14 protein-coding genes and 1 riboswitch are annotated in these 20,442 nt (G+C 37.4%); of the genes, 10 read left to right on the forward strand and 4 right to left on the reverse strand.

Features of this window, described 5'->3' with window-relative positions; genetic code table 11:
- Positions 1-285 precede the first annotated feature (285 nt).
- Genes nadC through AC6HVZ_RS00445 form a run of 3 tightly spaced genes read left to right on the forward strand, consistent with a single transcriptional unit; the run spans position 286 to position 4,206 of the window.
- On the forward strand, positions 286-1,131 hold the full coding sequence (gene nadC / locus AC6HVZ_RS00435) for a carboxylating nicotinate-nucleotide diphosphorylase (protein WP_497556154.1): 846 nt from the start codon (positions 286-288) through the stop codon (positions 1,129-1,131).
- 20 nt (positions 1,132-1,151) lie between these two features.
- Positions 1,152-2,174, forward strand: coding sequence for a TAXI family TRAP transporter solute-binding subunit (locus AC6HVZ_RS00440; RefSeq protein WP_497556155.1), 1,023 nt, complete (start codon positions 1,152-1,154; stop codon positions 2,172-2,174).
- A 52-nt stretch (positions 2,175-2,226) separates the two neighbouring features.
- On the forward strand, positions 2,227-4,206 hold the full coding sequence (locus AC6HVZ_RS00445; protein ID WP_497556156.1) for a TRAP transporter permease: 1,980 nt from the start codon (positions 2,227-2,229) through the stop codon (positions 4,204-4,206).
- Positions 4,207-4,311: 105 nt separating this feature from the next.
- Here the strand turns inward: AC6HVZ_RS00445 and AC6HVZ_RS00450 are convergent, their stop codons facing one another.
- Together AC6HVZ_RS00450 and AC6HVZ_RS00455 are read right to left on the reverse strand one after the other, a co-directional pair.
- On the reverse strand, positions 4,312-5,349 hold the full coding sequence (locus tag AC6HVZ_RS00450; protein WP_497556157.1) for a C45 family autoproteolytic acyltransferase/hydrolase: 1,038 nt from the start codon (positions 5,347-5,349) through the stop codon (positions 4,312-4,314).
- A 29-nt stretch (positions 5,350-5,378) separates the two neighbouring features.
- A complete protein-coding gene (locus AC6HVZ_RS00455) occupies positions 5,379-5,753 on the reverse strand; it encodes an SLAP domain-containing protein (protein WP_497556158.1) in 375 nt (124 codons plus the stop codon).
- 144 nt (positions 5,754-5,897) lie between these two features.
- Here AC6HVZ_RS00455 and AC6HVZ_RS00460 point away from each other — a divergent pair, with 144 nt between their 5' ends.
- The 3 genes from AC6HVZ_RS00460 (at position 5,898) to dapA (ending at position 8,077) form a co-directional block, all read left to right on the forward strand.
- Positions 5,898-6,566 carry a reverse transcriptase-like protein gene (locus AC6HVZ_RS00460; RefSeq protein WP_497556159.1) on the forward strand — a complete coding sequence of 223 codons (669 nt, stop codon included), beginning with the start codon at positions 5,898-5,900 and terminating at the stop codon, positions 6,564-6,566.
- An 84-nt stretch (positions 6,567-6,650) separates the two neighbouring features.
- Positions 6,651-6,797: a small acid-soluble spore protein SspO gene (sspO, locus tag AC6HVZ_RS00465; protein ID WP_497556160.1), complete on the forward strand. Its 147-nt coding sequence runs from the start codon at positions 6,651-6,653 to the stop codon at positions 6,795-6,797.
- Positions 6,798-6,901: 104 nt separating this feature from the next.
- Positions 6,902-7,080, forward strand: a riboswitch (Lysine riboswitch).
- A 103-nt stretch (positions 7,081-7,183) separates the two neighbouring features.
- Positions 7,184-8,077, forward strand: coding sequence for a 4-hydroxy-tetrahydrodipicolinate synthase (dapA, locus tag AC6HVZ_RS00470; RefSeq protein ID WP_497556161.1), 894 nt, complete (start codon positions 7,184-7,186; stop codon positions 8,075-8,077).
- Positions 8,078-8,151: 74 nt separating this feature from the next.
- On the opposite strand, the gene AC6HVZ_RS00475 is transcribed toward dapA, so the two are convergent.
- Positions 8,152-10,071 carry a vWA domain-containing protein gene (locus tag AC6HVZ_RS00475; RefSeq protein ID WP_497556162.1) on the reverse strand — a complete coding sequence of 640 codons (1,920 nt, stop codon included), beginning with the start codon at positions 10,069-10,071 and terminating at the stop codon, positions 8,152-8,154.
- Positions 10,072-10,088: 17 nt separating this feature from the next.
- Entirely contained in the window at positions 10,089-10,964 is an 876-nt protein-coding gene (locus AC6HVZ_RS00480) for an ATP-binding protein (RefSeq protein ID WP_497556163.1), read from the reverse strand.
- 204 nt (positions 10,965-11,168) lie between these two features.
- Here AC6HVZ_RS00480 and AC6HVZ_RS00485 point away from each other — a divergent pair, with 204 nt between their 5' ends.
- The 4 genes from AC6HVZ_RS00485 to AC6HVZ_RS00500 all read left to right on the forward strand — a co-directional run bounded on the left by AC6HVZ_RS00485 (position 11,169) and on the right by AC6HVZ_RS00500 (position 20,119).
- Positions 11,169-12,341, forward strand: coding sequence for a hydroxymethylglutaryl-CoA synthase (locus AC6HVZ_RS00485; protein WP_497556164.1), 1,173 nt, complete (start codon positions 11,169-11,171; stop codon positions 12,339-12,341).
- Between the two features lie 458 nt (positions 12,342-12,799).
- Positions 12,800-13,993: an exonuclease SbcCD subunit D gene (locus tag AC6HVZ_RS00490; RefSeq protein WP_497556165.1), complete on the forward strand. Its 1,194-nt coding sequence runs from the start codon at positions 12,800-12,802 to the stop codon at positions 13,991-13,993.
- 29 nt (positions 13,994-14,022) lie between these two features.
- Complete coding sequence (locus AC6HVZ_RS00495) at positions 14,023-17,115, forward strand: AAA family ATPase (protein ID WP_497556166.1); 3,093 nt, start codon at positions 14,023-14,025, stop codon at positions 17,113-17,115.
- 262 nt (positions 17,116-17,377) lie between these two features.
- Positions 17,378-20,119 (forward strand): UPF0182 family membrane protein, encoded by a 2,742-nt coding sequence (locus tag AC6HVZ_RS00500; protein ID WP_497556167.1) that lies wholly within the window; start codon positions 17,378-17,380, stop codon positions 20,117-20,119.
- The last annotated feature ends 323 nt before the right edge of the window (positions 20,120-20,442 follow it).

Below are 20,442 nucleotides of genomic sequence, written 5' to 3' on the forward strand. Positions count from 1 at the left end.
TATTCAATACCATATCTGGTGCGAACTTGGGAGGATTGTCTATAATAATTTAGAATAAATTATCCGGCAATCAAAAAAAACTCTTGCTATTATAATAATCTTATGTAAACATAGATGTCAAGACAGCAATATTTACTGTTAGATATTTTCACTGGATAGGATTTTGCAGATAATACTTATAATAGAAAGGCATTTTTACAGTATTTATTTACAAAGTAGTGCTTTGTATGTGAATGTTTTCACATAAAAGACAGTAATTCATTTCATGAAAAAGGGGTTTAGCAGATGAATCAATTAAAATTACGAGTTCTGCTCCAATCATTATTATTGGAGGATATTGGAGATAATGATATAACAAGTCAAGCTATTTTTCCGCTGGAAGAGATAGGCATGGGTATATTTATTGCAAAAGACAATGGAATTATTTCTGGGTTGGGAATCATAAAAGAAGCTTATCATTTACTCGATTCCTCGATGGAAGTTACTTTGTATATAACAGATGGCGATAAGGTGACTGCAGGTGAGAAAATTGCAAAAGTGACTGGATCGATTGCTCATTTGCTCACAGGTGAGAGAGTCATATTAAATTTGATACAGCGCATGAGTGGGATTGCGACGATTACAAATGAATGTGTGGAGGTATTAAATGATCCTTCTATTCAAATTTGTGATACGAGAAAAACAGTTCCTGGATTGCGTATGTTTGATAAATACGCCGTTACTACCGGCGGTGGGAAAAACCATCGACAGGGTCTGTATGATGGAGTAATGATTAAGGATAATCATATTTCTTTTGCTGGGTCCGTTACGAAAGCGGTACACGCGGTACGGGAAAAAATTGGTCATATGGTAAAAATAGAAGTGGAAACAGAGACGAAAGAGGAAGTGCTGGAGGCAGTTGATGCAGGTGCTGACGTGATTATGTTTGATAACCGTTCACCGAAAGAGGTAAAGGAGTTTGCATCGTATGTACCTGAATCAATTGTAATCGAGGCATCCGGAGGAATCACATTGGAAAATCTAGCATCGTATCGGAGTACAGGTGTCAATTATATATCTTTAGGATTTTTAACCCATTCTGTAAAGGCATTGGATATCAGTTTGCAAGTTAAAGAGGGTAACAAAAAATAAATGTGTTAGGAGGATTAAACATGTTAAACAATGAAATTTATAAACTTGTTTTTTTGCTGCTGGGTTTGTTTTTTTTAGCAGGATGTGGATCGGAAAAGGAATTTATATCAGGTGCTGCCTCTAATTCAGATGCAAGCGAGTCAATTCAAACAACAATTATAGGGGGGCGTACCGGTGGTGCCTGGTCTGTGTTTACAGAGGGTGTTGCAGAATCAGTCCGACGGGAGCATGATGGGTCCATCATTACCGTTGAACCGGGTGGGATCGTAGAAAATCCGCAAACAGTGGGTACTAATACTGTCCCTTATGGATTGTCCTATGCAATGACTGCCTATGCAGCGTACATTGGAGAGGAACCATACAATCAAGCTTATGAGGAAATTCGGGCAATAAGTGTCGTTATCCCGGCAAATTATTATCAATTTATTGTAAGGGCAGATACGGAATATGATTCTTTTGATGACATGATTGAACATCAGGTTCCATTCCGCTTGGCAGTTGATCAAAAAGGGTCAGCTGGTGAAATTATCACCCGGAATATTTTGCAGGAATACGGTGTTACTTATGAGGATATCATTTCCTGGGGAGGATCGGTTGACCATTTAGGTGGTGCTAAAACATTTGAATTGATGGCTGATAATCGCATTGATGCTACTGGAGACGCAGTGTCTGTTCCTTCGAGTGATATTATGGAGGCGTCGACGACATTAGATTTCAAATTACTTTCATTAAATCAGGAAGTAATTCAGTCGATATCTGAAAACCTGGGAATGGAAGCCGGAACAATTGCAGCTGGAAGTTATCATTTTTTGGAGCAGGATATCGATACAGTTAATACACCAGTAATATTATTAGTGCATAAGGATGTGCCGGAAGAAGAAGTCTATCAAATTACAAAAGGAATTTACAATAATTTTGACTATCTGGGTACAGTACATGAAGAATTTAAAAACTTAACAGCTGATAATATGATGGATGTTGGTGATGTCCCGCTTCATCCAGGAGCTCAAAAGTTTTTTGAAGAAAAAGGGTTACACAATTAACCGTTTAGGTAAATTCTAACAGTGTTTGGCTGTAGAAGGAAGGTTTTGAATCTTGATCTTAAAAGACAATTTAACCGCTTGGCTTAAAGAAGGGGATAAGCGAAAATTACCAGGGATTCATTTGAAAATTTTCTCCGTTTTTGCATTCATTTTGTCTGTATTTCAGATTTGGTCTGTTGTTTGGGGAAAATTAAATCCAATCAACCAAATGGCAATTCATCTGTCTTTTATTTTAGGACTGACTTTTTTAGTCTATAGCTTTTCTAAAAAAACAGTACACAAGAATGTGCCAACAAGTATTGATTACGTTTGCAGCTCTCTGTCCTTGGGTGCAGGAATTTATTTCACTTATCATGCAGAACGAATTGCGGAAAGAATTCCAATAATGGATACGTTAACAAATTGGGATGTTTTCTTTGGCCTGGTGTTTGTTATTCTTAGTATTGAAGCTGCACGTAGAACGATTGGCCTTCCGATTATTGTTATTGTTTTAATTGGTATCAGCTATGCATTATGGGGTCATCATTTAAATGGGCTTATGTGGCATCGGGAGTTTTCAGTTGTGGAGGTTTTGGACGATCTGGCGTTTAGCTTTAATGGTCTATGGGGTTCCCCAATAGCAGTAGCGGCTTCATTTGTATTTATGTTTATGTTATTTGGGTCATTTCTAAATAAAGCAGGAGCGGGTGAGTTTTTCTTCAAGCTTTCTACAGCTGTAGCAGGAAGATCAAAGGGTGGTGCTGCGAAGGTAGCAGTTCTTGCCAGTGCATTTTTTGGATCTATATCGGGAAGTCCAACAGCGAATGTTGTTACAACTGGTGCTTTTACGATTCCCGTAAGTAAGAAAGCTGGTTATAAGTCATCATTTGCAGCCGCAGTGGAAGCGGCTGCATCTACAGGAGGAAGTATATTACCGCCAATTATGGGCTCATCCGCTTTCCTGATGGCAGCAGTAACACAAATGTCTTATGGATCCATTGTTATCGCAGCAATTATACCGGGAATTCTCTACTATGTTTCGCTGTTAACGATGATTCATTTCGAGGCATTCAGACTGGACCTGCCACGTACTGCTAAAGAAGCTATACCCCGTATTTCTATGGTATTGAAGGAAGGATGGTACTATTTTATTCCTTTAGTTGTTTTAGTCTTTTTCCTGATACAGGGCTATAGTGCATCAAGAACTGGCTTTTATGGCATTCTATCTATTGTCATTGTAAGCTGGTTCCGTAAAGATAAGCGGATGAATGTCAAAGCAATTATGGCTGCTATGGTTGATGGAGCAAAAGCTTCTATCCCTGTTACAACCGCCTGTGCAGCTGCTGGCTTAGTCATAGCTGGAATTATGTCCACTGGTCTTGGAGGGAAATTAACAAGTATAGTGCTTGGATTAACGGAAGGGATGCTACTTCCTACATTATTCTTAGTTATGATTATTTGTATTATCTTAGGGATGGGAATGCCTGTAGCCGCAGCATATATTTTAACAGCCATGCTGGCAGCACCAGCTTTAATTGAATTAGGTGTATCTACGTTATCAGCACATTTATTTATTGTTTATTTTTCTATTTTTTCAGCAATTACACCACCGGTTGCAGTGGCAGCCTTTGCAGCAGCCGGGATTTCAGGCAGCAACCCGAATCGAGTGGGATTTTCGGCTGTCAGATTAGGCATAGTTGGATTTATTGTACCATTTATGTTTGTACTGGAACCTTCATTGCTGATGGATGGGTCTGTAGCTCAGATTATTATTGCTTTCATGTCAGCAGTAATTGGTGTGGTAACATTGGCAGCTGGGATTATTGGTTGGATGATAACAAGGGCGGCTATCTTTGAGCGGCTGTTACTAATTCCTGGTGGCTTTATGATGATGTATCCAGGATTATTGTCCGATGGGATTGGAGTAGGACTGATTATTTTGGTAATGGTAATTCAGCGAAAACGGGAAGCTGATTTATCGGAGAAAGATTTCAGCCAGTCTTTAGAAACACAAAAACTGGAAGATGGGAAATTGGTTGGGGCAAGTAATTGATTTTAATAGGAAGTAAATTTAAAGAAGTAATCGCATGTAAAGCCCAAGAGCGGTTACTTCTTTTTATTTAGATAAACGACTTTCGGTTGTACCGAATAGGAATTCTTATTCATTAATAAAAGAGTTGGTTGAATCCAGTTCTCCTTTTATCCGCTTTACAGCTAGTTTGTTACCACTTAACCATTTTTGGAAGTCCAATATTAATGGCCATCTGTCTCCACCAAGTGCGATCCAGGCTTTCATCTCTTTTGGTAAGTAAACAGCTGTATGCAATGTTCCGGCCCATGCTCCATATTTTTTGGAAAAAACACCTTTATCCGTATCATTCAACATACGAAAAGCTTTATAAGGGTCAGTGACAATTCCTTGCTGTTTTTCCATTTCCTGCTGCCTCCGAATAGAATCATCCATCCGGTAGCGGTTTTCATCTGTTAATTGCTCAAAATGATTGGTGCATATATTGGAATTGTGAGAGGTAACATTTCTTGGAGAGGCTTCTACAACGACAGATACACCTGTTTGATCAAGTAAAGCATAATTGAAAGAATGGCGGTGTGGAATTTCCTTTAAAAGTGAAATAGCTTCATCGACATTCCCGCAGGTTTGCAATATAATCCGGCCAATCATATTGCAAACAAATCCGTCATCCGATTTTTTACGATTAATAAAGTTATAACCCATCACTAAACCTTTTTCATTCATACCATCTGTACGGCCTGTTATTTGCATAGATGGACCGATAATTGCATAACCACTGTCTGTTGGCTCATAAAGCAAGTAACGTCCTTCGTATGAGATTGGATCATTATCATAATTGCGAACCATATAGTCGGAATCAGAGAAAATAGAGCATCCTGATCGACCGTATTCGTAATAATACCCGCCAAATTCCCGAATAGCATCTTCCATATCCATAGATAAAGCATCTGCTAACCCGTGAAGTTCTTCCCAAATTGCAGGGGCAAAACGAGAGAATGCCTGCTGCACCTCATTTTTTTCAAATAGAAAATGTCTCCATTGTTTATCCCATTGCTTTTTACGAGCAGGTAGTATTGGGGAATTTCTCAGTAGTTCACCCTGCATATATCCAAAGTCATAATGGTTTCCACGAAACTGTATGATATCACTAAATACTTTAGTCATTTATTTCTCCTTCAATTTAATGAAAAACATTATTCAATCTCCAATATTCCATTAGAAAAATCCTCATTACTATTAAAGCTACCAGCTGGAAAAATAAATGTCCATGGCATACTGGTTCGCTGCGCAATTGTTATAGGTGGGGAAAAGGTGTGTTCAGCAAATGTTTTATCATTTATAAGATAGGTCAGTGTTTGATTGTGGAAGGAAATATCCCGTTTACTTGTATTATGAATTAGAACAGCGATCAATAATTCACCACGATGATTTTTTGCCTGCCAGAGTGAAGTGAATTGGATGACTTCTCCTGCTATTAAATTTACTTTGTCAAAAACCTGCTTGATGTTTTCTCTGTCTTGTGCAGCAATTGTTTTATCCCATGCTGATTCAAATATGAGCTTCTGCATTGTTTCATACCTTCCTTATATATCCTTTGTTATGATTATAAAGCTTTTTGCCAATAATAAATACTTATTGAGCCGCTTGTTGGGGAATAGTAGAATGAAAAGAGCCTTTATCATAGTACACAATAAGGAAAGGAGAATTCTTAATTGAATGTCCGAATCGAAATAATCTATCGAACGCCGAAGGGTATGGAGGCAGTTTTCAGTTCAGAGGAAATGCGGGCTAAACATGCCCTGCTAGTTACAGAGGATTTAGAGAAAACCGGCCGCATCAGAAATTTAGTATTTGTCGATAGTCATGACAATATATGGAACCTAAAGGAATTAAAGAAACAGATGGAGGAAATCCGAACTGAACCCCATCATGTGACAGTTTATTTTGATGGTGGTTTTGATTTTAATTCAAGAAAATCCGGTCTTGGATGTGTTATATATTATGAACAAAATGGTAAGTCACTACGGCTTCGGAAAAATGCTTTAGTGGAAGAACTTGATTCAAATAACGAGGCAGAGTATGCAGCACTTCACCTGGCAGTAAAAGAATTGGAACAACTGGGTGTCCATCACCTGCCTGTTATTTTCTCAGGAGATTCTCAGGTTGTAATTAACCAGTTGAAAGAAGATTGGCCGTGTTATGATGAAAATTTGGCAAGATGGGCTGATCGAATCGAGGATAAGATTGTTGCAATTGGGGTGGATGCAACATATAATCAGATACAAAGGAAAATGAATCAGGAGGCAGATCGATTGGCATCACAAGCTTTACAAGAGATTAAGATTTTTAGTACATCTGAAGTGATGCGTGAACATCTTTAGAATTAACTTTCATGACAGTAGGATTCACATCCACATAGGATAAAACAATTTTTTTCGCACAAAATACCTGATGGAGGTGTTTTGATGAGTAAAAAGAAAAAAGACAGTGGATTTAGTGATGAACAGGCTGTTAGGAAAAAGCTATCAAACCAATTTGATCATGAGTTTGCTAATGAACCATTTACGGCAAACGAAAAATTAAATAATAAAAAAACAAAAAAGCGACAGTAACCTATAAATGAGCCATTTGGGCTTGAATTTTAAGTGTTTCTCTGTTACATTAAGCATAACAACTAAAAAATCTAATAATTTCTTATTTTAAAGTATTTTTTTAAAGTAAGGGTAGAGGTGCGAAAACCATTAGTACCTATGTGGAGGAGAATGAGCTCCAAAGAAACATAGGGAAAGGGGAATTTGCCGAAGCGAAAGGATGCTCATCATTCTGAAGCTGGTTCTGTTATTGAATAAATGCGGAATTGTCATATAGGAAACTATATGGAGAGCTATCTAGCTAAGAACGATAATAAATGTTCTTTTTAGCAGCAGCGGCTCTCGTTGCTGCTTTTTATTTTGGCTCTCCACACTTCTATAATATCTAAAAAAGGTGTGGTGTTAAGATGAATTTTGGTAAAGTATTGACAGCAATGGTAACTCCATTTGATCAGCATGGTGAAATTGATTTTGAGCGAACGGAAGGTTTAATAAATTATTTGATTGCAAATGGATCAGAGGGCTTGGTGGTTGCAGGGACGACTGGTGAATCACCAACATTGACACATGATGAAAAACTGAGATTATTTAAATTTGTTGTAAAAAAAGTAGATGGTAGGGTATCTGTTATCGCTGGAACAGGATCAAATAATACTAAGAGCTCCATCGAATTGACGAAAGATGCAGAAGCTGTAGGTGTTGATGCAATTATGCTGGTGACACCTTATTACAACAAACCATCCCAGGAAGGAATGTATCAGCATTTTCGAGTGATTTCCGAGAATACGTCATTGCCTGTGATGCTCTATAATATTCCTGGTCGAAGTGTTGTGAACATCGAGCCTGAAACGATTATTCGTCTATCACAAATAAAAAACATCGTATCAGTTAAGGAAGCAAGTGGGGATTTAGATGCAGCAGCTGAAATCATCAGCAAAACAACTGATAACTTCAGTGTATATAGTGGGGATGATAGTTTGACATTACCAATACTATCTATTGGCGGATCAGGTGTCGTATCTGTTTCTTCCCATATCATTGGCAATGAAATGCAGGAAATGGTTCAATATTTTCAAAAAGGGGAAGTAGTTGATGCAGCAAGCGTTCATCGTCGTCTATTACCAATTATGAAAACACTATTTACAGCACCAAATCCGACATCAGTAAAAGAAGCATTGAATCGAATTGGTGTGCCGGTTGGAAGTGTACGCTTGCCACTCATAGCCTTAAATGAATCGGAGCGGGCTTCGTTGTACAAAGTAATTGCAGGATATGAACTAAAAGAAGCTGTTGGATATTAATTAAAGGAAACTCGGTATTCAACGAAAGATAATAAAAACACCACCTACAAGAAACAAGGTGGTGTTTTTATTCTTTAAATCGAACGCAATAACAACCGCTTCAAAAGCGGTGCAAAATGCTCCGGCAATTCAGCTACACTTGGAATCATTAACCGCTCTTTACCATAAATATTTTTCAATATGAGGTCATCTCTTTCATCAAGCTCCCCATCTGACAGAAACATCCCGATCACATCAATGCCTTGTTTGTGTGCATCTGAAACAGCTAAGTTTGTGTCAATAATTCCGTTTTGATCGTAATTAGCAGCTGCCGGTTCACCGTCAGAAAATACGAGGAGAAATTTGTTTTTTTCTCTTCTTGCTGCAATCTCTTTTGTGATCACACGAATGCTGAATCCATCTCGATTATCTTCTCGAGGTTCAAGCTGCATAATTCTGGCTCCAGTATTTTGATAAAAAGAGTCGGTAAACGAATGGATAACGTGAAAATAGTTCGGTTGATAATTTTCCTTTACGTCATTTGCATCCTCCCAAAATCCGATAATGGAGTGAGGGATTCTTAATTGGTTTAATACTTCATGAAATAGCACAATGCCTCGTTTTGTTTCATCCATCTTATTATGCATGGAAGCAGAGCAGTCTACCAGCAGGGTGAAAGCCGCATCGACTTCATTGGATTCCTGGTTTTTCTTGTAAAAGACCCTTGGATTTTCATCGATTACAATGGGGAGTAACTTCTTTGAAAGTCGTCCACTGATTAAATCTTTTTGGGGAGCATTCTTTTTGTGCTCCAGTGTTTTTTCAATCGTAGCTGCAAGCTTTCGTTTAAAGTTTTCGATTTCACTGACAAATTCCTGATAAAGTTCCATATCCTGAATGGATGGAGAGGTAGCTTCTTTAACGATTGGAACAGCATTTCTGTTTTCCGTTCCATACATACTTTCATGTTGAACGCTACCACGATTGGCTTCCTGCTTTTCCAGTGACTCTAGTACAGAATAATCATTTCTTTTACTTTGACCTGAAGCACCTTGAATTGAACCCATTGCTTGGTCAGCGTCCTCCGTTTCTCTCGTGCCACCGCCCTGGATGTTTGTTTTCGTTCCTACATCCAATTCAAATTGGAGAAAGGTCTGCTTTCTGTCACTATTTTGGTTTTCTCGATGCCAAGTGGAAAAGCGTTGATCGATATATTCATTATTATCCTCATCCACTTCTTCTTGATCATCATTCGCCACTTCATCGGTACGGGTTAATTCGTCGAATAATGTATTCATTGTAAAATCTTTTATGTGAGAAATTGGAAAAGTGAAATATTCGTTTAGGCTGTCCTTATAATATGGCGCTAATTGAAATATAATTTCCCTGGATATACGCACAATATCCGATGTGTTGATTGCTTCGAAAATGGAATATAAGATTGGCTTTAATTTTTCTATTTGATCAAGCTGTTTTCCATTTGCTTGGGGGAAATTAGGATCTGGCTGATCTGCTTGTATGATTAAATAAAGGAGGCAGAATAATTCATCAAGCGGGTAGCTCCGGGTCACATTTGTATTTAATTGTGTTTTAAAATAATGCCTGAAAAATTTCCGCCGGACAGCAAAGTCCTTTTTCGTACCAGGTCTTTCTTTTTTTACGATTTCTTCAAGCCGTAAATCCTCCAACAAGGTAATCAGCTGAGAAGCAAATTTTGGCAACCTTGAATCCCTCATGTTTTCTAAATAAACCTTCATTTCCGGGATATCTGAATAATTTAATGTTCCGATTGTTCGCAGGAAAACATCTGTTTTATAACCAGATACCTTAATCATATGATGATTAATATCCCAGTAATGACTGCCGGCAATCTTTCCGTTAACGATATCTATAAATGATCCATAGTTATATTCGAATTTTAAATCAGGAATATCCGATAATACCGTGGCTAGATCCTGCAGCTGCAGGAAAAGATCTGTATCGACTTTCGAGTCATCCCAGCGGTTATACTTCATCTGAGTATCCTCCTTTTTCAAAATAGAGTTTCTGCTAGATTCCTCACAAATTCTTTTTCTCTATCTTCATCCAATTTATCCACAATTGAACGGAGAATTGCTCGTTTTGGAGGAATGATTACACTCATATCACAGGCATCAAGTAATGCGCGAATGGATGCTGCATCTTCAGAAAGCTTACCTTGAGCAACTGCCTGAATAAGGTCAGAAGACAATTTGACAAATAAATCGATCATCGTTTCGTTTGTTTGGTTTGTATTAGATGTGATCAATTGCTTTAATTGTTCGCCTTCAATATAAGGAACTTCAATGACAATAAAACGATTTTTCAATGCTTCGTTTAACGGAACTGTGCCTATATAACCCTCATTGATTGCAGCAATGACATTAAAGCCATCTTTTGCAGTGATAATCTCATTTGTAAACGGGTTCGTTACAGTTCTTCGGTAGTCAAGAACGCCATTAATAAGCGGTAATGTTTCAGGCTTGGCCATATTGACCTCATCAATATATAGGAAAGTTCCATTGTTCATTGCATTTGTTACAGGACCTGGAACGAATTCAATTACTTGTTTATCGTCTTCATATGCTAATGTTTTGAAGCCAAGCAAGCTTTCCGCATCTAGATCGACCGAACAATTGACACTAAACATTGGTTGATTAAATAGATGTGAAAGTGTTTCAGCAAATTTTGTCTTTCCAGCACCTGTTGGTCCTTTTAACAGGATATTTTTACCCAGGCTTAATGCTGTGATTGCATCGATTAATAATTCTATAGAAGGCGGTACATAACCACCATGTCGGATGAGTTCCTGATATGCATCATTGCTTTTATTCTTATTTGCATATAGAATTTCATTTATTTCTTCAGGTAATTTGTAAGTTGTGTTCATCTGTTAGCTCCTTTCAGCAATATTGTAAACTTTATTTGACGGAATAACAAAGTTACCGATATAAATGGCGGGCAGTTCAATGTTGTTTTTATCAGTAAATTATATTACCATTTATAGTGTTGGTATAAACACATTCTACTATTTGTGAATAATATCACTTGGATAAAAATTTTAAATTTTATTGATAAATAAAGGAGAAGACCAGTGAAAATAGGAATAGACAAGATAGGTTTTTATACACCACATTTATACGTTGATATGAATAATTTAGCGGTTGCAAGAAATGTAGAGCCTGAGAAATTCACGATTGGTATTGGCCAGGAAAAGATGGCAGTTTCTCCAATTACACAGGATCCTGTTACATTAGCGGCAAATGCTGCATTGAAAATTCTAGATGATGAAGATAAGGGGAAAATTGATTTTGTTATATTTGGAACAGAATCAGGGATAGATCATTCCAAATCAGCAGGAGTGTATGTTCATCAATTGCTAGGGCTTAATCCTCACGTGCGTACAATTGAGGTGAAACATGCTTGTTATGGAGCCACTGCTGCGATTCAACTGGCAAAAGGACATATCGCATTGAATACACAAAGCAGGGTATTGGTACTCGGTTCCGATATTGCTAGATATGGGTTGAATACTTCAGGGGAGGCTACACAAGGTGCAGGTGCGGTTGCATTAGTTATTAGTGCAGATCCTAAAATTATGGCATTGGAGGATCAAAGCGCTTATTTAACCTCTGACATTATGGATTTTTGGCGTCCAATATATTCAGATAAGGCTTTTGTTGATGGAAAATTTTCGAATGAACAATACATTTTATTCTTTTCAACGCTCTGGGAAGCGTACAAAGAAAAAACAGGTCATGCTTTAAAGGATTTCGAAGCCATTTGCTATCACTTACCTTATACAAAGATGGGATTCAAAGCCTTAAAAACTATTTTGGATGAAGGAACAGAAGAAGATGAAGAACGTTTATTGGCAAATTTTAAAATCAGTACAGAATATAACAGGAATGTTGGTAATATATATACGGGTTCATTGTATTTGAGTTTGCTATCACTGCTTGAACAAAATGAGAATTTAGTAGCAGGATCAAGAATAGGTCTGTACAGCTATGGTTCAGGAGCAGTTGGAGAGTTCTTTACAGGTATTTTGCAGCCGAATTACCGGGAGTATTTACATGTAGAACAACATACAAAGCTATTTACTTCAAGAACTGAAGTAACTGTTTCAGAGTATGAAGAGATATTTGAAGAAACCTTACCCATTGATGGATCAACTCTGGAATTGGACATTGAGAAAGATCCTGCAAGTATTTGTTTGGCAGGAATAATGGACAATATGCGTCAATATGTTAATAAATTGCGATAATCGTGTTGCTACATGATTATTTTGTGCAGGACTTATACAAGGGGTGCAGTTCAAGTAGAGAATTGTACCTTTTGTTTTTACTTTTTTAAAGTAGAAAAAGTTTGTTGCTATTCTAATCGAAAAAAAGATTTTCTCTATTGGTTTTTTGTGAGAAAAGCAAAAATGATACACTGATTACATAGGAGAATTGTATTTTAACTATAGAGTAGCAGCCATTATGGAAATTTCCCCTTTTGCATAATCAATGGAGATACGATTATAATAGCATTAAGAGAGTTACGGTTGTATAAAAGACTTATTACGTCCAGCATCGTTTAGCTGATTTAATTGCTACACTCATTAGCATAGCTATCCACTTCTTAAATGATAGTTCCTCCTTATGCCTTATGTTTCAAGCAATACCTCTTCTAAACTTTTTCTACAAAAAATTCTATTAAACTACGAAGGGAGACGGGATTATGAAATTTTTCCATACAGCAGATTGGCATTTAGGTAAACTTGTTCAGGGTGTTTATATGACAGATGATCAACGTTATATTCTCAAGCAATTTTTACAAGCAATAGAAGAGGAGAAGCCAGATGCAGTGATCATTGCAGGTGATTTGTATGATCGTGCTGTTCCACCTACAGAAGCTGTTCATCTTTTGGATGAAATACTTGAGACAATTGTTATGAAATTAAAAACGCCTGTTCTTGCGGTTGCTGGTAACCATGATAGTCCCAGCAGATTAAACTTTGGAAGCAGTATGATGGAGCAGAATGGCTTTCATATCGTTGGTAACTATACAAAAGACCTCAAGCCGGTTATTTTACAGGATGAACATGGAGAAGTACACTTCCATCTTATTCCATATTGTGATCCAAGTGTTGTTCGTAATGTTTTGGAAGATGACGCCATTCGTACACATAATGATGCTGCCAAAAAAACGGTGGAACAAATCACTGCAAAACTTGATAAAAATGCTCGGCATGTATTTGTTGGTCATGCCTTTGTTACGCCGTTTGGGGAAGAAAAGGAGAATACGAGTGATTCTGAGCGACCGCTTTCTATTGGTGGAGCAGAATTTGTCGATGCTCATCATTTTTCAGCTTTTCACTATACAGCGCTTGGTCATTTGCATCAGGCCCATTATGTCTTAAATGAAACGATTCGCTATTCAGGATCGATCTTAAAGTATTCCATATCGGAAGAGAACCATAAAAAGGGTTTCCATATTGTTGAGATGGATGGAGTGGGAAACGTCTCTGTCATGAAGCGAGAGCTCGTTCCCCGAAGAGATATTCGAACAGTGGAAGCTACGGTTGAAGAGCTGTTAACACATCCTATTAATGAAGACTATGTTTTCGTTCGATTAATGGACGAGGCACCCGTACTTTCACCGATGGAAAAGGTTAGGTCCGTTTATCCGAATGCTATGCATGTAGAGCGTAAGAATTACTCTTTTTCGCCAATGGCTGCTGACGATGAGAGGATAGTGGATCGCAGTAAAATGAGTGATCTGGATCTTTTCAAGGCTTTTTACAAGGAAGTAAAAGGAGACGCACCAACCGAAGAAACGGAATATATTTTTAAAGAAGTGCTTGATGAACTTTTGAAGGACGAAAATGAGAGTTCTAAAAAGATGAAACAAAAAGAATATATATCGAACTAAGCTTTCGTAGAAGAAAGGAGAGAATCAGCGTGATACCACTGAAGTTAAATATGACGGCGTTTGGACCATATAAAAATACAGAAATAATCGATTTTAATGATTTGGAGCAGAATAATTTATTTGTTATTTCCGGAAATACCGGTGCAGGTAAAACAACGATTTTTGATGGAATATGTTTTGCGTTGTATGGCAGTGCGAGTGGGACGGATAGGGAAGATAATAGAATGCTAAGAAGTGATTTTGCCGACGACAATACCCACACCTCTGTTCAACTGGAATTTGAATTGAAAGGACGATTTTATCGTATTTTTCGTCAATTGGGTCATGTGAAACAGGGGAATAAGTCCAAGACTGGTGAAAAATATGAGTTTTTCGAAAAAGTGGATGGAAAAGAGATCCCATGTGTTGACCGCCAAATGGTTTCAGAGATCGATCGAAAGGTAGAGGCAATCATCGGTTTGACAAAGGACCAGTTTAAGCAGATTGTCATGCTTCCACAAGGAGAATTTCGGAAGTTGCTAACTTCGGAGACGGAAAATAAAGAAGCGATTTTACGTAGACTGTTCAAAACTGAGAATTACAAACACTTGAGTGAGCTTTTAAAAAATAAAAAAAATGCCATCATGCAGGAATTTAATCAGGTAAGTCAAATGAGAGATAATTATCTTCAAAGTATTGCTAACGTCTTGCCGAAGCGGGAAGATTCTCTCATATTCAATGTACTTTCTTCAGAACATTATAATGTAAACCAAATCGTAACAGGGTTGGAAAAGGAAGCTGAATTTTACCGGGATAAAATTAAACTGGATCAAAAAAAATATGAAGAAGCTTATCATAAGCATGATCAGAAGCAAACGATATTTCATCAGGCTAAAGCTGTAAATGAACGATTCGAAGAACTAGATAAAAAAGAAAAACAGCTAAAGGAATTACACGTTCAAGTTCCTGCTTATAGTAAGAAAGAAGAACAATTAGAAGAAGCAGAACGAGCTGGCAATATTGAAATTTATGAAAAACAAGTGAATGAATGGCGTAAAGAAGAAAAAGAAAAGTCGATTATTTTAGATAGTGCTAATAATGCCAGTAAGAATGCTGGTAATAACTTAAAAAAAGCTGAAGCGAATTATAAACAGGAAGAAAACAATAAAAGTAAGCGAGAAGATACTGGCAAAAAATTTGATCGTTTAACTGAGTATTTGCCAATCCTGCAAGATGTAGATGAGAGGAAAAAGCACTTACAGGAGCTTGAGATTAAAGGGAAGAAGTCGAAAAGTGAACTGGAACTAGTGAAAAAGAATGTACTTGAAAAAAATGAAGCAATTGAAAAAAACAATGAGAAAATCCAATCGATAGATGATGCGGTTAGTCAGTTAACAGATAAACAACAAACATTAAATGAGCTGAGAGAACAAACAAAGGTTTTACTGGATTTTATAAAAATAAAGAATAGGCAAACAGAATTGGATAAAGAACTTCATATAAAGGAAACAGCTTACCGGAAAGTAAAAACACAGTACAAGGATCTTGAAGAAGTTTGGATGAATAATCAGGCAAGTCTACTGGCGGACCATTTGCATCACGGGGAGGCGTGCCCTGTTTGTGGAAGTCTTGAACACCCAAACAAAGCCGCAGATGAAAAAAGAATAGTATCGAAAGAGCAGCTGGAAGCATTAAAGAAAGAGCTGGATGAAACGGATGGTTTATACCGAAGTGCTGTAGCGAATTCAAATACAAATTCAGCCCAACTGGAAGAGAAAGGAAAAGAAGTAGCAAACTACAATATCCATTCTGATCAGGCTACAGAAGCAAAGAATCAACTAGTTGAGCAGGGAAAGCGATTAAAGAAGGAAGTAGATCAATTACTAAAGCTTCGTGAAGAATTAAAACAACTAAAAAGCGTTGTGGAAAAAGAAAAAGTAGAAACTAAGCAATTGGAAGTAAAGAAAGAACAAATGGATAAATTGTATCAGGACCTGAGGACGTCCTATGAGACTTCCCGGGCCATTTTTAAAGAAAGATTGCACAATGTACCGGAAGAAGTAAGAACTTTATCTGTACTGGAAAAACAAATAAATGAAACAAAAGCACTTAAATTAAAGCTTGAGAAGGCATGGGACGAAGCTCAGACGATGCTCCAGCAAGCTAAAGAAGAACAAACAAGAGTTACTTCCAATTTAGAGCATGCATCCAACCAATTAGAGGAAACTAAAGCTAAGCGTAAGAAAGCAGAGAATCAATTTAATGATGCACTAAAAAATGGGAGATTCGAGTCGGAAGAGAGTTATCGTCAGGCAATAATGCCTGAAGTTGAACGAGAAAAGTGGAAAAATGATATACGTAAATTCAATCAACATTTGTCTGCATTGACTCAGCAGGTAAATGAGTTAAGTGAAGTATTGAAAGAAAAGAAAAGGATTGATTTAACTGCACTTCAACATGAATTGGAAGAATTAAAGCAGGCTTATGAATTTGCGTTGAATAAATTAAATCTATCAAAAGAAAATTATCAGGAAGCCACCAATTTGAAAGTAAATATAATCGATGCTGAAAGTCAGGTAAAAGAGCATGAGTTACAACTTTCAACGATAACAGACTTGCATGATGTTATTAGAGGACAAAACAGCCAGAAAATATCCTTTGAGCGCTACTTACAAATCGAATATCTGGATCAGATTATTGAAGCTGCAAACGGGCGATTAACCCGCTTGTCCAATGGGCAATTTTATTTAATCCGAAGTGATCGTCAGGAATCACGCGGAAAGCAAAGTGGGCTGGCGCTTGACGTATATGATTCGTATACTGGACAAACCCGTGATGTTAAAACATTATCAGGTGGAGAAAAGTTTAACGCCTCCTTATGTTTGGCGCTTGGTATGTCTGATGTTATTCAAAGCTTCCAGGGAAATATAACGATTAATACAATGTTTATTGATGAAGGCTTTGGTTCATTGGACGAGGAATCACTAAATAAATCAATTGACACATTAATAGACATACAACAATCAGGTCGGATGATCGGTGTTATTTCACATGTTCAAGAATTGAAAGCGATATTTCCTGCAATACTTGAAGTTACAAAAACAAAGGAAGGTTACAGTAAGTCTGAGTTTGTTTTAAAATAAAAGAAGTAGTCTGGTATAGAAACTCTACGGAGATGTTTTCATAGCGTTTTTAATCACTCGCTTTCAATGGTTATAGATTAAAAAGACCAATCGTGTTTACTCTCAAAGTAATCCTGATTGGTCTTTTAAACCAACTTATTTGTTTATGATTTTATGAAACAAAAGCTTCACACACTTTAATTCGAATACAAAATGAAAGAAACGATTCTACGTATCTGTTATCATGGATATAGATATTAATAAAATAATGGGGGGTTAATCGTTGGAGTCTAACGTAAATTTAAGTGCAAGGCAAATTCAGAAATTAAAGAAAATAGGTAAGGTTGCCGGGATTATTCTGGGGATCATAATCGTACTTGGCATATTATTCTTGCTTTCTGTTAATTGGATTACGGATTATATATGGATGGGTTCGCTAGGATTTGAGAAAGTGTTTACGACAATTTTTGGAAGTAAAGTATTGTTGGGTGCAATAGGATTTTTCCTGTTTTTAGTGCTTACATATATTACCCTTTCCTGGATTCGAAAGTCCTATATTGGGCATTTTCATAATAATCAGTTGCCACCAATCATTGAAAAACGTAAAACAAGCAGAGCAATAATGCTTGGGATCGCTGTTTTTATTGGTGCAATCGGCAGCACAATCGTTCAAGGTATTGGCTGGGAGCCATTGCTGAAGCTGATGAACTATGTAGGTTTTGGTGAAACAGATCCATACTTCAATATGGATATTTCGTTTTATTTATTTATCCTTCCATTTGTAAAGTTCATTGTTTATATTCTGCTTGGATTGAGTATTTTCTTTCTAGTTTTGGAAATTGGTGCGTATTCCGTTTTTAATATGTATCGAATGAGCCGTTCAGCACAGCTTCATATGGGAACTACATTAGGATTTGCAGGCTTGCTTTTAGCTTGTCTTCATTTACTTTCACCATTTGAAACACTGTTAACAAATCAGGTAAATATATTTCAGGAAAGTGTCGTTCATGGGTTGAGCTATACGGATAAAACAATCAATATTCCAGCATCGTATATTCTTGCAGCTGTTGCTGTTATTGGTACGGTTTGGATGATTATTGCTTTAAATCGGGGAAAGATAAATTCGATGGCAATTCCTGTAATTGCCTATATCGTGTTGGCAATTGCAGGTCAGGTTACATCGTTAGCAGTACAAAATTTCATCGTTTCTCCAAATGAATTTTCCAAGGAACAGCCGTATTTGGAACATAATCTCGGGTTTACAAGGGCCGCCTATGATCTTGATAATATCGAAGAAAATGAACATCCGGGGAATGATTCACTGGATGAGGCAATGTTGGAACGCAATCAATTAACGATTGAAAATGTCCGGGTTAATGATTCCAGACCAATTAAGGATGTTTATAATCAACTGCAAACATTCCGAACGTATTATGAATTTAATGATATCGATATTGATCGTTATGAAATTGATGGGGAATATGAACAGGTGTTTATTGGAGCGCGTGAGTTAAGTACAGTTGATTTGCCGTCACAGGCACAAACATGGGTGAATCAGAATCTACGGTATACGCACGGATATGGCGTTGCTATGAGCCATGTAAACAAGGTAACATCCCAAGGTCAGCCAGAATACATGCTCAGGAATGTTCCGCCTGAGGGGATCCTTGAGGTAACTCGTCCACAAATCTATTTTGGCGAGGAGCCATATAAAAGCGTTATTGTAGATAGTGAAGTAGATGAATTTGATTATCCTTCCGGGGATGAAAATATGACAAATCGCTATGAAGAGGATGCAGGTATCCCGTTAACAGGGATCAACAGATTGCTGTTTGCTTTAAGTGATGGGTCTTTCCGAATGTTAGTATCTGATCAGATAAATTCTGACAGTAAGCTCCTTGAAACTCGTAATATTGTTGAACGAGTGAACCGGATTGCTCCATTTTTTCAATATGATGATGACCCTTATATTTTTGTAAGGGATGATGGCAGTCTTGCATGGATCATTGATGCTTACCTGATTGCAGAGAACTACCCATATGCTGAGGCACATAGAGGGAATGAAAATTATATTCGGAATTCCGTAAAGGTTGTCATTGATGCCTATACTGGAGAAGTGAATTTTTATGTGACAGATTCAGAGGATCCTTTACTGCAGACCTATCAGAACATGTTCCCTGATCTATTTACAGAGGAAATACCTGAGGATGTTCAAGCACATTTCCGTTATCCTGAAATGATGTTTAAAATTCAGGCATCCATGTATGGAACCTATCATATGACTAACCTGGAAATATTTTATAATCGGGAGGATTTCTGGCAGTTTCCAACCGAAAAGTATTTTAATGAGGATACTGAAGTCGAACCATATTATATAACGATGAAGTTGCCTGAATATGATCAGGAAGAGTTTATTTTGATGATGCCATACACGCCGAAAAACAGGCAAAATATGATTGCCTGGATGGGTGTTAGAAATGATGGCGAGCACTATGGAGAAAAATTTGTTTATCGTTTCCCGAAACAGAAAAACATTTACGGTCCACAGCAAATCGAGAATCGGATTAATCAGGACAGTAACATTTCACAACAGCTGAATCTCTGGTCACAGGGTGGATCTGAGGTCATTCGCGGAAATCTGCTGGCAATTCCAATTGAGGATACGGTGATGTATGTGGAACCAATTTATATTGAATCATCCAATGAAACATCACTGCCGGAAGTGAAGCAGATTATTATTGCCTATGAGGATTATATTGTCATGGAGGAAACCTTCGACCAAGCACTTGACTCCATACTGCAGTTGATCGATCCGGATTTCGCTGCAGATGACGTGGAGCAGCAAGATGAAACGGAGGAAACGAAACCTGATCAGGAAGAACAGCCGCTTCAAGGAGCAGAGGAAATGCTGAATGAGCTTTCTGAAATGTTCGATGCCTATCAAGAGGAAGCGTCTCAGGGCAACTGGCAGGAAGCCGGAAAAATTATGGAAGAGATCGAAAGTCGTTTAAATGAGATCGAATAATAATAGGAAATGAAGAGAAAATTTCAGCCGGGATCATTGATGGATTTCGGCTGTTTTTCTTTAAAAGAGTTTCAGGTATTATACAAGGGTGGTGTGCGGATAAATATAGGGTAGAATATTTAAAAACAATCAGGCTAAGATTTAAAAGTGTGAAGGAACTTGGTGATATATCATTGAAGCAGGAGGATATGCACTGGATAGAACGCCTCTTTAGTTGTTGTTAGGGTTCCTGTTTGCTACTGACAGTAAATTCCAATTATTTGAAAAGTCTAGTAGGAGGTTCCATTAGAAATAGCCTGAATTTATCGATGATTTTTATACAA

The organism is Oceanobacillus sp. NCCP-135 (assembly GCF_059698015.1).